Source organism: Tsukamurella pulmonis, assembly GCF_900103175.1.
GTDB lineage: Bacteria > Actinomycetota > Actinomycetes > Mycobacteriales > Mycobacteriaceae > Tsukamurella > Tsukamurella pulmonis.
On sequence record NZ_FNLF01000002.1, the window covers coordinates 1276382 to 1289670 of the forward strand.

14 protein-coding genes are annotated in these 13289 nt (G+C 71.0%); 9 read left to right on the forward strand and 5 right to left on the reverse strand.

The window, feature by feature from the left end; translation table 11 throughout:
- Positions 1 to 8 precede the first annotated feature (8 nt).
- Positions 9 to 1181, forward strand: a complete 1173-nt coding sequence (locus BLQ62_RS06480) for a cystathionine gamma-synthase (RefSeq protein WP_068566636.1) — start codon at positions 9 to 11, stop codon at positions 1179 to 1181.
- On the opposite strand, the gene BLQ62_RS06485 is transcribed toward BLQ62_RS06480, so the two are convergent.
- On the reverse strand, positions 1174 to 1620 hold the full coding sequence (locus tag BLQ62_RS06485; protein ID WP_068566635.1) for a hypothetical protein: 447 nt from the start codon (positions 1618 to 1620) through the stop codon (positions 1174 to 1176). The genes BLQ62_RS06480 and BLQ62_RS06485 overlap by 8 nt on opposite strands.
- A gap of 187 nt (positions 1621 to 1807) precedes the next feature.
- On the opposite strand from BLQ62_RS06485, the gene BLQ62_RS06490 reads away from it, so the two are divergent.
- Positions 1808 to 2869 (forward strand): polysaccharide deacetylase family protein, encoded by a 1062-nt coding sequence (locus BLQ62_RS06490; protein WP_139061816.1) that lies wholly within the window; start codon positions 1808 to 1810, stop codon positions 2867 to 2869.
- Positions 2870 to 2932: 63 nt separating this feature from the next.
- Here BLQ62_RS06490 and greA read toward each other — a convergent pair whose 3' ends face one another.
- From greA to BLQ62_RS06505, 3 genes are all read right to left on the reverse strand, one after another.
- Positions 2933 to 3427, reverse strand: coding sequence for a transcription elongation factor GreA (gene greA, locus BLQ62_RS06495; RefSeq protein ID WP_068532745.1), 495 nt, complete (start codon positions 3425 to 3427; stop codon positions 2933 to 2935).
- Positions 3428 to 3594: 167 nt separating this feature from the next.
- Complete coding sequence (locus tag BLQ62_RS06500) at positions 3595 to 4353, reverse strand: queuosine precursor transporter (RefSeq protein WP_068532742.1); 759 nt, start codon at positions 4351 to 4353, stop codon at positions 3595 to 3597.
- Positions 4350 to 4778 carry a DUF4307 domain-containing protein gene (locus BLQ62_RS06505; protein WP_068532739.1) on the reverse strand — a complete coding sequence of 143 codons (429 nt, stop codon included), beginning with the start codon at positions 4776 to 4778 and terminating at the stop codon, positions 4350 to 4352. Before BLQ62_RS06505 ends, BLQ62_RS06500 begins: the two co-directional genes overlap by 4 nt.
- A 61-nt stretch (positions 4779 to 4839) precedes the next feature.
- Here BLQ62_RS06505 and mca point away from each other — a divergent pair, with 61 nt between their 5' ends.
- From mca to BLQ62_RS06520, 3 genes are read left to right on the forward strand one after another with little or no spacing between them, the layout of a single operon-like run.
- Positions 4840 to 5706, forward strand: a complete 867-nt coding sequence (gene mca / locus BLQ62_RS06510) for a mycothiol conjugate amidase Mca (RefSeq protein WP_068532736.1) — start codon at positions 4840 to 4842, stop codon at positions 5704 to 5706.
- The gene (locus tag BLQ62_RS06515) at positions 5706 to 6029 is read left to right on the forward strand and encodes a hypothetical protein (protein ID WP_231857671.1); all 324 of its coding nucleotides are present in this window, start codon (positions 5706 to 5708) and stop codon (positions 6027 to 6029) included. The genes mca and BLQ62_RS06515 overlap by 1 nt, the downstream gene beginning before the upstream one ends.
- 57 nt (positions 6030 to 6086) lie before the next feature.
- A complete protein-coding gene (locus BLQ62_RS06520) occupies positions 6087 to 8015 on the forward strand; it encodes a glycosyltransferase family 39 protein (protein ID WP_414929914.1) in 1929 nt (642 codons plus the stop codon).
- Positions 8016 to 8040: 25 nt separating this feature from the next.
- Here BLQ62_RS06520 and BLQ62_RS06525 read toward each other — a convergent pair whose 3' ends face one another.
- The gene (locus BLQ62_RS06525) at positions 8041 to 8532 is read right to left on the reverse strand and encodes an SRPBCC family protein (protein WP_068567350.1); all 492 of its coding nucleotides are present in this window, start codon (positions 8530 to 8532) and stop codon (positions 8041 to 8043) included.
- 66 nt (positions 8533 to 8598) lie between these two features.
- Here BLQ62_RS06525 and BLQ62_RS06530 point away from each other — a divergent pair, with 66 nt between their 5' ends.
- The 4 genes from BLQ62_RS06530 (at position 8599) to BLQ62_RS06545 (ending at position 13200) form a co-directional block, all read left to right on the forward strand.
- Positions 8599 to 10569 (forward strand): thioredoxin domain-containing protein, encoded by a 1971-nt coding sequence (locus BLQ62_RS06530; protein WP_068566633.1) that lies wholly within the window; start codon positions 8599 to 8601, stop codon positions 10567 to 10569.
- A 193-nt stretch (positions 10570 to 10762) separates the two neighbouring features.
- Positions 10763 to 11821: a 3-deoxy-7-phosphoheptulonate synthase gene (locus BLQ62_RS06535; RefSeq protein WP_068532730.1), complete on the forward strand. Its 1059-nt coding sequence runs from the start codon at positions 10763 to 10765 to the stop codon at positions 11819 to 11821.
- A gap of 100 nt (positions 11822 to 11921) precedes the next feature.
- Entirely contained in the window at positions 11922 to 12455 is a 534-nt protein-coding gene (locus BLQ62_RS06540) for a DinB family protein (RefSeq protein WP_068567348.1), read from the forward strand.
- On the forward strand, positions 12448 to 13200 hold the full coding sequence (locus BLQ62_RS06545; protein WP_068532726.1) for an SDR family NAD(P)-dependent oxidoreductase: 753 nt from the start codon (positions 12448 to 12450) through the stop codon (positions 13198 to 13200). Before BLQ62_RS06540 ends, BLQ62_RS06545 begins: the two co-directional genes overlap by 8 nt.
- Positions 13201 to 13289: the final 89 nt, after the last annotated feature.

The following is a 13289-nucleotide window of genomic DNA, read 5'->3' on the forward strand; positions in this document are numbered from 1 at the left end:
TAGAAACCATGAGCGAGCAGAAGAGCGCGATCGACAAGCATGCGGCGCAGGGTTTCTCGACCCGCGCGATCCACGCCGGCTACGAGCCCGATCCGCTGACCGGTGCCGTCAACGTGCCGATCTACGCCAGCTCGACCTTCGCCCAGGACGGCGTCGGCGGCATGCGCGGCGGCTTCGAGTACGCCCGCACCGGCAACCCCACCCGCCGCGCGTACGAGGCGAACCTCGCCGCGATCGAGGAGGGCACGTTCGGCCGCGGCTTCGCCTCGGGCATGGCCGCCACCGACACCCTGCTGCGCGCCACCCTGCGCCCGGGCGATCACCTGATCATCCCCGACGACGCCTACGGCGGCACCTTCCGTCTCATCGACAAGGTGTTCTCGCAGTGGGGGATCGAGCACACCCCGGCGCCGGTCACCGATGTCGACGCGGTGCGCGCGGCGCTCCGCCCGAACACCAAGCTGGTGTGGATCGAGACACCGACCAATCCGCTGCTCAACATCGGCGACATCGAGGCGCTGGCCGCCGTCGCGCACGAGGGCGGCGCGAAGCTGGTGGTGGACAACACCTTCGCCAGCCCCTACCTGCAGACGCCGCTCGCGCTCGGCGCCGACGTGGTGCTGCACTCGGTGACCAAGTACCTGGGCGGGCACAGCGACACCGTCGGCGGCGCGCTGGTGACGAACGACGAGCAGCTCGACTCCGATTTCGCCTTCCTGCAGAACGGTGCGGGCGCGGTGCCCGGACCGTTCGACGTCTACCTCGCGCTGCGCGGCATCAAGACGCTCGGCGTGCGCATGGACCGGCATTGCGACAACGCGGAGCAGATCGTCGAGTTCCTCTCCGGCCGTCCCGAGGTGTCGACGGTGCTCTACCCGGGCCTGGAGAGCCACCCGAACCACGCCGTCGCGGCGAAGCAGATGAAGCGTTTCGGCGGCATGATCTCCGTGCGGCTGGCCGGCGGTCGTGAAGCGGCGCAGCGGTTCTGCGCGCGGACCGAGATCTTCACCCTGGCCGAGTCGCTCGGCGGCATCGAGTCGCTCATCGAGCACCCCGCCGCGATGACCCACGCCTCCACCGCCGGCTCGCAGCTCGAGGTCCCCGAGGATCTGGTGCGCCTGTCCGTCGGCATCGAGGACATCGGCGACCTCATCGCCGATCTGGAGAACGCGTTCAGCTGACGCCGCAGTAGCGCCACGCCCCGGACTCGTAGCGGAACGCCAGCGACGACACCATCTGCGCGGTGGCGGGGGTCGGGGAGGAACTGACGACGACCGTCGCGTCGTCGCCGTCGATCCGGACGGAACCCGCGTAGCGCGGACCCGGCGGGAACCACTTCTCGCCGGGCTCCGCGTCCCGCAGCCGGTTGCACTGCGATCCCGTGAGTTCCCAGCCCTTGTCGACGGCGAGGCCGTACATCTCCACCCGCTCGCGGACCGTCGCGGCGTCGCGCCGATCGACGGGGATCGGATCGGACAGGGCGTGCGCGAGCATCACGAACAGCCCGATCACCACGGCGAGGGTCACCGTCACGACGATCAGCACCGCCGTCACGACGGTCAGGACGACGACGGCGACGGGGTGACGACGGTGCCACGGGGCGAGATGGTTCGGCTGCACGCCCCGATGATCCGGCGGCGCTCTTGGCCCGCTCTTGCCCGCGCCTTACGGCGGCCCGCCCCCGATCCGCTCGGCCGTGCTGCGTAACGACTCGGTCACCTTCTGAACCTTCGACTTCCCCTTGAGAGTTCGTGGGGCTAAAGTGGCTCTTGTTGTAGAACGAGACACAAGTGGCTGGAGTGAGTTCTTGAGGCCGAAGCAGAGCCGGAAGGTCCGCAACTGGGCGGTGGCGGGGAGTGCCCTCGTGATCGCCGGTGCCGTCGCGGTCGGATGCGGTGTGACCGGCGGAGACACGAATCGTCTCGGCTCGAGCCTCACCTTCGACCCGGTGCCGTCGGCACCGTCGGGGGCCTCCACCGCGCCGAGTGCCGGGGTCAACCCCGGCGCGCTGCCCTCCGGGCAGACCACCGCCCCGCCGGCGCCCCAGGCGCCGGCCACGATGACCGTCGTCGTCCCGCCGCCCAACGTGCCCGCCAAGCCGCAACCGGCCGCCGGGCCCACCGGGCCGGCCGTGCCGCCCGCCCCCGCCACCGCGGCGGGCGGGGAGGCGGGGAACGGCGGCGCCCCGAACGACGGCGCACCGTCGGGTCAGGGCGGCGCGAGCCCCGCGCCCGCCTCGCCGGCGGCGGCGCCGGTGAGCAAGCCGGTCCTCCTCGCGGACGGCAGCGTGGACTGCGCCAAGAGCAAGTGCGTCGCGCTCACGTTCTCCGGCGGTCCCGGCCCCGTGACCCGGCAGTTCCTGCAGATCCTCGACAGTCACGGTGCGAAGGGCACGTTCTTCGTGACCGGCGCGCAGGTGAGCCTGAACCCCGACATCATGACGGCGATCGCCGGCACCGGCAACGAGGTCGCCAACGGCACCTGGACCCAGCCGGACATGACGACGCTGTCCGAGAGCGACGCCACCGCGCAGCTGCAGCAGACCAACGACGCGATCCGCACCTCGGTGGGCAGCGCTCCGACGCTGTTCCGCCCGATGGGTGGGCACACCTCCCCGTCGGTGGTGGCGGCCGGCCAGCGCCTGGGGCTCTCGCAGGTCCTGTGGGACCTGGACTCGATGGACTACAACTACCAGGGCGATCCGGACGGGTTGACCCAGGTGCTGCTCAAGGCCAAGCCCGGGCAGATCGTGATGCTGCACGACACCTTCGTCTCCTCGGCGACGGCCCTCGACCGCACCATGTCGCAGCTCGCGGACCAGGGGTACGCGTTCGTCACCGTCAGTCAGTTGCAGCGCACGCGCGGATGACGGCATGCGAGAAGCGGCCCGTCCCCTCGGGGGACGGGCCGCTTCCCGATGTCGCGGTGGAGCCTAGGAGTGGTAGGGCTCCGCGCTGACCAGGGTGACCTTGACGACGGCACCGCTGGGGATGGTGTACTCGCGCGTCTCGCCGACCTTGGCGTCGATGAGCGCGGCACCGAGCGGCGAGCTCGGCGAGTAGACCTCGAGGCCGCCGTCCTGCGCGCCCTCCTCGCGGGTGGCGATGAGGAAGGTCTCGGTGTCCTTCTCGTCGCCGTCGTAGTACACCTTCACGACCGAGCCCGGGAGCGCGACACCCGACTGGGTGGGGGCCTCACCGACCTTGGCGTTGTTGAGGAGCTCCTGCAGCTGGCGAATGCGCGCCTCCTGCTGGCCCTGCTCCTCACGTGCGGCGTGGTAGCCGCCGTTCTCCTTGAGATCGCCCTCTTCGCGACGCTCGTTGATCTCGGCGGCGATGACGGGGCGGTTGGCGATCAGGGCGTCCAACTCGTTCTTGAGGCGCTCGTGGGACTCGGGGGTCAACCACGTCACCTGAGTGTCCGTCATTTCGTTCGTCCTTCGTCGTAGTCGGCAGGGTCCGCTGTGGGATTGCCATCCCACAGCCGACCGGCCCCGGAACGGCGCCCGGGGCCCGTAAATGCAGCAATACACGGCTCCAAGCGGAACCGTGTATCCGCTGATTCTAGCATGGGAAACGGAACGGGGTATCCGGTTCAGGCGGCCAGCAGTGCCTGCTGGTACGTGGGCTCGCGCCGCTTGAGGAAGCCGCACAGTGCGTAGCTCAGCGGCATGATCACGATCTCGACCAGCGTCTTCCATACGAACCCGAGGATCAGGTAGTTGAGGAACTGGCCCGGCGTGGTGAATCCGAGCGCGGGCGCAGCGATCGAGCAGAAGACGAGGGTGTCGAAGAACTCGCCGACGACCGTCGAACCGAGAAGACGCGACCAGAGGTGTTTTTCGCCGGTCCAGGCCTTCATCCGCACCAGCACCCACGAGTTCATGAACTCGCCCACGAGGTAGCCGGCGAGCCCGGCGACGAGGAAGCGGGGGACGACCCCGGCGACGGTCTTGAAGGCCTCGTCGTTCGGCCAGCCCGGCGCGGGCGGCAGCAGCGTGGTGATCCAGAAGCACAGCGCCGCGAGCGCGAGGATGGCGAAGCCGGTGAGGATCACCCGGCGCATGGCCTTGAAGCCGTAGACCTCGGAGATCACGTCGCCGAGGACGTAGGCGAGGGGGAAGAGGTAGAAGGCGCCGTCGGTGGCGATGCCGTCGACCTGCAGGCCGAGGAACTCGAAGTGCAGCGACGGGGCGAACAACACGGCCTTGGTGCCGGTGATGTTGCTGATGATCATCACGCCGACGAACAGGCCGACGAGCATCGGGAAGTAGTAGCTGGAGACGGTGGCGAACGCCGGCTGCGCGCGGACGCGGGCCGGCCGCCCAGACTTGGGGGAGTTGTCAGTGCTCACGCACGGTCAAGATACGCGGGCACGTTCGTGCCGCAACCGAAGACGTCGCCGACGGCGGGCGGTTCGGTGGTGCGAACCTCGCTGCTGAGCACCACGACGGTGTCCGGCGACGGGGGCACGTAGAACTCGCGTCGGCCGATCTCGTCGCCCGCCTTGTTCTTGGCGTAGACGATGCAGCTGACCGCCTGCTGCGGGTCGGTCCGCGTGACCGTGACCTGCACCTCGACGGCGGAATCGGAGAGCAGCTGGTACCCGGCCGTCTCGCCCTTGACGGGCTGCCGGGAGAACTTCTGATAGCCCAGCCATGCGAGGCCGACGCCGAGGACCACGACGACCACCAGCCCGATGGCGCCGACGCGACGGGCGACCGCGGGATCGCGCTCGTCGGGGTAGCGATCGGAGGGGCGGACGCGCTCGGTCGACATGGGTCCATGGAAGCACACCCGGCGCGGCGCGCCGTCGGCCGATCGTGGAACACTGGGGGTCATGACCGGATACCGCCTCCTCGCCGTTCACGCGCACCCGGACGACGAGTCGAGCAAGGGCGCCGCCACGATGGCGCGGTACGCGGCCGAGGGGAACGACGTGCTGGTCGCGACGTTCACGGGTGGCGAACGGGGTGACATCCTCAACCCCGCGATGGACGTCGCGGGCGTCAAGGACCGGCTGCCCGAGGTGCGCCGCGAGGAGATGGCCAAGGCTGCCGCCATCCTCGGCGTCGAGCACCGCTGGCTCGGCTACGTCGACTCGGGGCTGCCCGAGGGCGATCCGCTGCCGCCGCTGCCCGAGGGCTGCTTCGCGCTCGAGCCCGTCGAGGGGCCGACCGAGACGCTGGTGAAGCTGATCCGCGAGTTCCGCCCGCACGTGATGATCACGTACGACGAGAACGGTGGCTACCCGCACCCGGACCACATCCAGACCCACGTGGTGTCGATGGCCGCGTACGAGGCGGCCGCCGACCCCGAGCAGTTCCCTGACGCCGGTGAGCCCTGGCAGATCTCGAAGGTCTACTACAGCCACGGCTTCCTGCGCGGCAAGTTCCAGGCGTTCGCCGACGAGTTCGAGAAGAACGGCCTCGAGAACCCCTACACCGACTGGCTCGCGCGGTGGAAGGACGAGAAGAACGACATGATGGCCCGCGTGACCACGCAGGTCGAGTGCGGCGAGTACTTCCCCGTGCGCGATGACGCGCTGCGCGCGCACGCCACCCAGATCGACCCCAACGGGCCGTTCTTCGTGGTGCCGATGGAGTGGCAGCAGCGCCTGTGGCCGACCGAGGAGTACGAGTTGGCGAAGACCACTGTGAGCAGCAGGATGCCCGAGAAGGACCTGTTCAGCGGGATCGAGAAGTGATGGGACCGCTACTGCAGCTGGCTGGTGACGTCGCGATCCTCGCGGCGGACCCGCAGAAGCCCAAGGGCCCGGAGTTCGGCAAGTCGGGCCCGCTCGGCCTGGCCGTGATCGTCGCGCTGCTGGCGGTCACGTTCCTGCTCATCCGCTCGATGAACAAGCACGTCAAGAACCTGCCCGAGTCCTTCGACGACGAGGCGCCGGGCGAGGGCGACGAGGCCGGTGGCACCGAACACGGCGCCATCGAGCATGACGTCTCGCTCACCAAGGGCGATGGCGCACCGTCGGGCGGCGCCGACGGTGCCGGGGGCGATACGCCCCGCTAGTCGTTCACAGCGACCTCCCAGCCCGACCGGCCGGTCCACCCAGTTCCGCCCGCGAGGGTGGGCTGCGTGACTGAGACGACTGCACGGCGCTGCGCCGTGACCGCGCTGCTCGCCGCCACGGCGCTGCTCTACTGCTGGAACCTGTCGATCAACGGGTACGGCAACGACTTCTACGCCGCCGCGGCCCAGGCAGGCGGGGCGAATTGGAAGGCCTGGCTGTTCGGCTCGCTCGACGCGGGCAACGTGATCACCGTCGACAAGCCGCCCGCGGCGCTGTGGGTGACCGGACTGTCCGTCCGCCTCTTCGGGCTCTCCTCCTGGTCGGTCCTGCTGCCGCAGGCGCTGATAGGCGTCGGCACCGTCGGGCTGGTGTACCTGACCGTGCGCCGGCTCCTGGGCACGCTGGAGGATCGGATCGCGACGGGTGGTGCCCTGCTGGCCGGCGCCGTCTGCGCGCTGACTCCGGCGGCCGTGCTGATCTTCCGGTTCAACAACCCCGACGCTCTGCTGGTGCTGCTCATGACCGCGGCCGCCTACTGCACCGTCCGCGCGTGCCAGGCGGCGTCGTGGCGGTGGCTCGTCGCCTGCGGCGCGCTGCTCGGCTTCGCCTTCCTCACCAAGATGCTGCAGGGCCTCCTGGTGCTGCCGGGGTTCGGCCTCGCGTACCTGCTGTTCGCGCGGACGTCCTGGCTGCAGCGGGCGCGGGATCTCGCGCTGGGTGTCGTGGCCGTGGTGGTCTCGGCCGGTTGGTACGTGCTGCTGACGGTGCTCTGGCCCGCGTCCTCGCGCCCGTACATCGGCGGGTCGAAGGACGGCACGTTCATGGACCTCGTGCTCGGCTACAACGGCCTGGCGCGGATCGTCGGGAACAGCGGCGGCGATTCCGGCTTCGGCGGCGGCGGTGGGCCGGGCGGCGACGCCGCCACGGGCACCTCGTTCGGCGGCACCCCGAGCCTCGCCCGCCTGTTCAGCAACGAGTTCGGCAACGAGATCTCCTGGCTGCTGCCCGCGGCGCTGCTGGTCCTGGTGATCGGGCTGGTGCTGGTGGCGCGCCGCCGCCTGGAGCGGGACCTCGCGCTGGGGCTGACGGTGTTCGGCACCTGGCTCGTGGTGACCGGGGTGGTCTTCTCGTACATGAGCGGCACGGTGCACCCGTACTACACCGTGGCGCTCGCGCCGGCGATCGCGGTGCTGGTGGGCGGCGGTGCGGCCGTCGCCTGGAGCCGCAGGTCGACGGTGCCCGGCACGCTCGCGCTGGTCAGCCTCGTGCTCGCTGCCGGCGGGTGGGGCATCGTCCGCGCCTGGCGGGCGGGATACGCGTGGCCGGTGCTGGGGATCGTCGTGGGCGTGCTGACGGTGGCGGCGATCGTCGCGCTGCTCGTCACCCGTCGGGGCGCGGGGCGGGCCGTGGCCGCCGCGTTGGTGCTCGCGCTGCTCGCCGGCGGCGTCGCGACGGCGGCGTTCTCGTTCTCCACCGCCGGCACCGCGCACACCGGCGGCGTGCCCACGGCGGTGCGGACCGCGAAGTCCGGTGACATGTTCGGCGGTCCGGGCGGCGGGCGCGCGGGGGAGGCACCGTCGGACCGCGGGGCGACGGCGGGGCTCCCGGCGGGCGTCGAGCTGCCCGACGGTGCGCGCGACGGGGGCGGCGGGCCGGGCGGCCAGGCCGCGAATGCCGAGCTGGTCGCGTTGCTCAAGGGCACGACGACGCAGTGGGCGGCCGCCGTCAACGGTGCGCAGAGTCAGGGCTCGCTGCAACTGAACTCGGGCCGGCCCGTGATCGCGATCGGCGGGTTCAGTGGATCCGACCCCGCGCCCACGCTCGCGCAGTTCCAGCAGTGGGTGAAGGACGGGAGGATCTCGTACTACGTCGCCTCCGGCGGCTTCCGCCCCGGCGCCGGCACATCCGAGATCCAGAGCTGGGTGGAGAAGAACTTCACCGCGACGAAGGTCGGGAGCGCGACGGTCTACGAGCTGGTGACCTAGGCTCGGCTCCGAGCGTCTGTGACGGTCAGGCCCCGTCGTCGCGGACGTCCTTGCCCTGCTCGGCGAACGCCGTGAAGTCCTCCATGTGCTGCAACTGCTGCTTGCGGAAGGCGCCGGGCAGCAGGAGTGTCATCAGCCGCAGCAGCGGATTGCGGAAGCGGTACTCGTTCTCGCTCTGCCACAGTGTGGCCCCGGGGCCCGCGGCCGTCAGTCGTTCCCGCGCGGCGCTCCACATCCCCGCGCCCTCGATCTCCCGCTCGAACCGGACCACGGTGCCGGCCCGAATCACGCTGAGGTCCGCCGGCTCCCGGAGCGTGATCGTCTCCGTCATCTCCATCGTGTGCTTCCCCGAGCGCAGGACGACCCGCGAGATCGTGCCGACCTCGCCGTGCGCCCCGCTCACCGGCTCGTGGACGACCATGCCCCGCAGCCACATCGGCAGGTTCGCGGGATCGGAGAGCAGCCGCGCCACCCGCTCGAGCGGCACCCCGATCTCGATCGACGTCGTGCACTTCATGCCTCGGACGGTACCGGTGCTCGTCGTGCTCGCGCCCATGTCCGCGGACTGAGGCAGGATGGGGACATGAACCGACTCGGTGCGTCCACCAGCCCCTACCTGCGCCAGCACGCCGACAACCCGGTGCACTGGCAGGAGTGGGGCGAGGCCGCGCTGGCGGAGGCCGCCGAGCGCGACGTGCCGATCCTGCTCTCCATCGGCTACGCCGCCTGCCACTGGTGCCACGTCATGGCGCACGAATCCTTCGAGAACGAGGCCATCGCGCAGCAGATGAACGACGGCTTCGTCTGCATCAAGGTCGACCGCGAGGAGCGCCCCGACCTCGACGCGATCTACATGAACGCCACCGTCGCCATGACCGGGCAGGGCGGATGGCCCATGACGTGCTTCCTCACCCCGGCGGGCGAGCCCTTCTACTGCGGCACCTACTACCCGCCCGCGCCGCGCGGCGGGCAGCCGAGCTTCCCGCAGCTCCTCGAGGCCATCACCGACACCTGGCGGGAGCGGCGCGACGAGGTCGGCCGCGTCTCGGCGCAGGTGGCCGCGCATCTGCGGCAAGCCTCCGCCGGCCTGCCCGACGGTGCCGCCCCCTCCACCGAGGAGCTCGCCGGGGCCGTGCGCGCGATCTGCGCCGACGAGGATCCGTCGGGCGGATTCGGTCGCGCGCCGAAGTTCCCGCCGTCGGCCACCGTCGAGGCGCTGCTGCGGCACCACGAGCGCACCGGCGACCCCGCCTCCTACGGCGTGGCGCTGCGGTGCGCCGAGGCGATGGCCCGCGGCGGCATCTACGACCAGCTCGGCGGCGGCTTCGCCCGCTACGCGGTGGACGCCGACTGGGTGGTGCCGCACTTCGAGAAGATGTTGTACGACAACGCACTCCTGCTCCGCTTCTACGCGCATCTGGCGCGGCGCACCGGCTCGCCGCTGGCGCTGCGCGTCGCCGATGAGACGGCCGACTTCCTCCTGCGCGACCTCGGCGTCGACGGCGGCGGGCTGGCCTCCTCGCTCGACGCGGACACCGTCGTCGACGGGCACGGCGTCGAGGGCGCCACCTACGTGTGGACGCCGCAGCAGCTCATCGAGGTGCTCGGCGAGGCCGACGGGGCCTGGGCCGCAGAGGTTTTCGCCGTCACGCCCGGCGGCACGTTCGAGCACGGCACCTCCACGCTGCAACTGCGCGGCGAGCCCGACGCGGTGCGCCTGGCCGACGTGCGGCGCCGGCTCTTCGACGCACGGACGCAGCGTCCGCAGCCCGGCCGCGACGACAAGGTGGTCACCGTGTGGAACGGCCTCGCGATCACCGCGCTCGCGGAGGCCGGCCGGACCGACGAGGCCGAGGCGGTCGCGCGGTACGTGCTCGGAACCCATTGGGACGGTGACCGTCTGCGGCGCAGTTCGCTCGGCGGGGCGGTGGGCGAGGCCGACGGCGTGCTCGAGGACTACGCCGCGCTGGTCACCGGCCTGCTCGCGCTGACGCAGCGCACCGGCGACACCGACTGGTCGGCAACGGCGGCCGCGATCCTGGACGCCGCCGTCGCGCGCTTCGCCGACCCGGAATCCGACGGAAGTTGGTACGACGCACCGTCGGACGGCGAGGCGCTGCTGACCCGCCCGCGTGACCCCGCGGACGGCGCGACGCCGGCCGGGGCCAGCCTCATCGCCGAAGCCCTCACCTATGCCGAGGCCCTGCTCGGGGAGCGCTACGCCCCGCTCGCCGCCGCCACCCGTGCCCGCTCCGGTGAGCTGATCCGGCGGGTGCCCCGCGGCGCCGGACACCACCTCGCCGTCGCCGAGCAGGCGGCGGCCGGGCTGCAGATCGCCATCGCCGACGGCACCGGCGCCGCCGCGCTGGCGGCGGAGGCGCGCAGGCTCGCGCCCGGAGGGGCGGTGGTCGTCGTGGGTGCCAAGGATTCGCAGCCCCTGCTCGAGGGGCGCGGCCCCGTGGACGGGCGGGCCGCGGCCTACGTCTGCCACGGCAGCGTCTGCTCCCTGCCCGTCATCGACGGTGAGACGCTCGCCACAGAGATCGCGCGATAGCTGTGCTATGTTCGGCTCGTGGGTATGAACGCGTATTGGCACTTTACCGAGGCTCCGGGTGGAGCCGGCGGTGAAGCGCGCATGCGCGGATAAACCCGACCGTACGAACCCGGAGCCGAAGGCAGCGAGATCACTCGCTGCCTTTTTCTATGGCGCCGGAACGGATCTGGTGCCGTCACCAGAAAGGTTTTCCATGACCATCGAGCTCGATACACCGGCGTCGACATCGAACCGTCGGGTCTCGGCGTTCCACGCGATCCCCTCGCCCGTGCAGCTGCGCGACGAGCTGCCGCTCGCACCCCGTCTGGCCGCCCAGGTCGAGGCCGACCGCGCCGCGGTCGCCGACGTCATCGCCGGCCGCGACCAGCGGCTCCTCGTCGTGGTGGGCCCCTGCTCCGTGCACGACCCCGAGGCCGCCCTCGACTACGCCCGCCGGCTCAAGCCGATCGCGGACGAGCTGGCGGACGAGCTGCTCATCGTGATGCGCGTGTACTTCGAGAAGCCGCGCACCACCGTCGGGTGGAAGGGCCTCATCAACGACCCCGGCATGGACGAGAGCTACGACGTGCCCCGCGGCCTGCGCACCGCGCGGCAGCTGCTCCTCGACATCCTGGAGATCGGCCTGCCCGTGGGCTGCGAGTTCCTCGAGCCGACGAGCCCGCAGTACATCGCGGACACCGTCGCCTGGGGCGCGATCGGCGCCCGCACCACCGAGTCGCAGGTGCACCGTCAGCTCGCGTCCGGGCTGTCGATGCCGATCGGGTTCAAGAACGCCACCGACGGCAACGTCTCCGTCGCGATCGACGGGGTGCAGGCCGCCGCGGCCCGGCACGTCTTCTTCGGCACGGATGACGACGGCGCCGCCGCCGTGGTCGAGACCGTCGGCAACGACAACTGTCACATCATCCTGCGCGGTGGGCGCGGCGGCCCGAATTTCGACGCCGACTCCGTCGCCGCCGCCGTGGGCGCGCTGGACAAGGCGGGACTGGCCCCTTCGGTGATGGTGGACTGCTCGCACGCCAATTCGGGCAAGGATCACGTCCGCCAGGCCGAGGTCGCGCGGGAGATCGCGGCCCGGCTGGGCGCGGGGGAGAAGGGCGTCTCCGGCGTGATGCTGGAGTCCTTCCTGGTCGCCGGCGCGCAACAGCCCGGCCCCGGCCCGCTGGTCTACGGCCAGTCCGTCACCGACAAGTGCATGGCCTTCGACACCACCGACTCGGTGCTGCACGATCTGGCGGCCGCCCTCCGCTGAACCGCGTCGCGAAATTCGGGTTCTGCGGCTGTCCGCGCTGGATTTCTACCGCGGACCGCCGGAATCCCGGAGTTTCGGAACGGGGAGTAGGTTGATCGCCGTGGCGATCGCACCGGATGTCAAGGACTGGACCTGGGTCATCGAGCGGGCCTGCCCGGCCTGCGGATTCGACCCGTCGACGGTCCGCCGCGAGGACGTCGCCGACCGCATCGCGCGGTCGGCCGCCGGCTGGGACGCGGCGCTGGCGAGGCCCGATGCGCGCATCAGGCCCGATGAGCAGACCTGGTCGGTGCTCGAATACGGCTGCCACGTGCGCGACGTGCACCGCATCATGCGCGAGCGCCTGGGCCTGATGCTGGCGCAGGACGGCGCGGCCTTCGCGAACTGGGACCAGGACGTGACCGCCGTCGAGGACGCGTACAACGAACAGGACCCGGGTACCGTCGCCGCCGAGCTGGACCGCGAGGCTGCGGCCTTCGCGGACGCGTACCGCACAGTCGGGGACGGCGACTGGGCGCGGACGGGCCTGCGCTCGAACGGCTCCGCGTTCACGATCGGGTCGTTCGCCGTCTACGCCCTGCACGACCTGGAACATCACCGCACCGACGTGGGAATGGAGAACACGCATGGCTGAAGTCGCCGTCGTCACCGGAGCGAGCAGCGGGATCGGCGCCGCCACCGCGCGCCACCTCGTGCGCGCGGGGTTCGACGTGGTGATCGGTGCCCGCCGGGTCGAGCGGCTCGAAGAGCTCAAGGCCGACCTCGAGGCCCAGCACCCCGAGCGGATCGTCACGGCTCTGCCGCTCGACGTCTCGGACGTGGACTCGGTGAAGGCCTTCACCGACGCCATCGAGAAGGTCGACGTGCTGGTCAACAACGCCGGTGGCGCGCTCGGCGTGGACCGCATCGAGACCGCGGACGAGGCCGACTGGTCCCGCATGTACGACATCAACGTGCTCTCGATCCTGCGCATGGTGCAGGCGCTGCTGCCCAAGCTGCGCGCCTCGCCGGCCGCGAGCGTCGTGACCATCGGCTCCGTCGCGTCCATCGAGGCCTACGAGACCGGCGCCGGCTACAACGCCGCCAAGTTCGGCGCCCGCGCGGTGACCCGCGTCCTGCGCATCGAGCTCAAGGGCGAGCCGATCCGCGTCATCGAGATCGACCCCGGCCTGGTGGAGACCGAGTTCTCCGTGGTGCGGCTCGGCGGCGATCAGGAGGCGGCCGACAAGATCTACGAGGGCGTCGACAACCTCACCGCCGACGACATCGCCGAGGCCGTGACCTGGACCGTCACCCGCCCGCCGCACGTCAACATCGACACGATGCAGATCATGCCGCGCGATCAGGTCGCGGCGCGCAACGTGCACCGGCGCACGTAACGATCAGCGCGATTCGAACGGTTCCGATGCGGACCGCCGCCTGACAGAGTTTCCTGTTCGTGTGCCCACTGGGGCGCCGGAGAGGAATT

Bases quoted from the DNA above. Each gene is read 5' to 3' on its own strand.
- BLQ62_RS06480 (WP_068566636.1), top strand. From the start codon at position 9: ATGAGCGAGCAGAAGAGCGCGATCGACAAGCATGCGGCGCAGGGTTTC.
- greA (WP_068532745.1), bottom strand. From the start codon at position 3,427: ATGACGGACACTCAGGTGACGTGGTTGACCCCCGAGTCCCACGAGCGC.
- BLQ62_RS06505 (WP_068532739.1), bottom strand. From the start codon at position 4,778: ATGTCGACCGAGCGCGTCCGCCCCTCCGATCGCTACCCCGACGAGCGC.
- mca (WP_068532736.1), top strand. From the start codon at position 4,840: ATGACCGGATACCGCCTCCTCGCCGTTCACGCGCACCCGGACGACGAG.
- BLQ62_RS06515 (WP_231857671.1), top strand. From the start codon at position 5,706: ATGGGACCGCTACTGCAGCTGGCTGGTGACGTCGCGATCCTCGCGGCG.
- BLQ62_RS06525 (WP_068567350.1), bottom strand. From the start codon at position 8,532: ATGAAGTGCACGACGTCGATCGAGATCGGGGTGCCGCTCGAGCGGGTG.
- BLQ62_RS06530 (WP_068566633.1), top strand. From the start codon at position 8,599: ATGAACCGACTCGGTGCGTCCACCAGCCCCTACCTGCGCCAGCACGCC.
- BLQ62_RS06535 (WP_068532730.1), top strand. From the start codon at position 10,763: ATGACCATCGAGCTCGATACACCGGCGTCGACATCGAACCGTCGGGTC.
- BLQ62_RS06545 (WP_068532726.1), top strand. From the start codon at position 12,448: ATGGCTGAAGTCGCCGTCGTCACCGGAGCGAGCAGCGGGATCGGCGCC.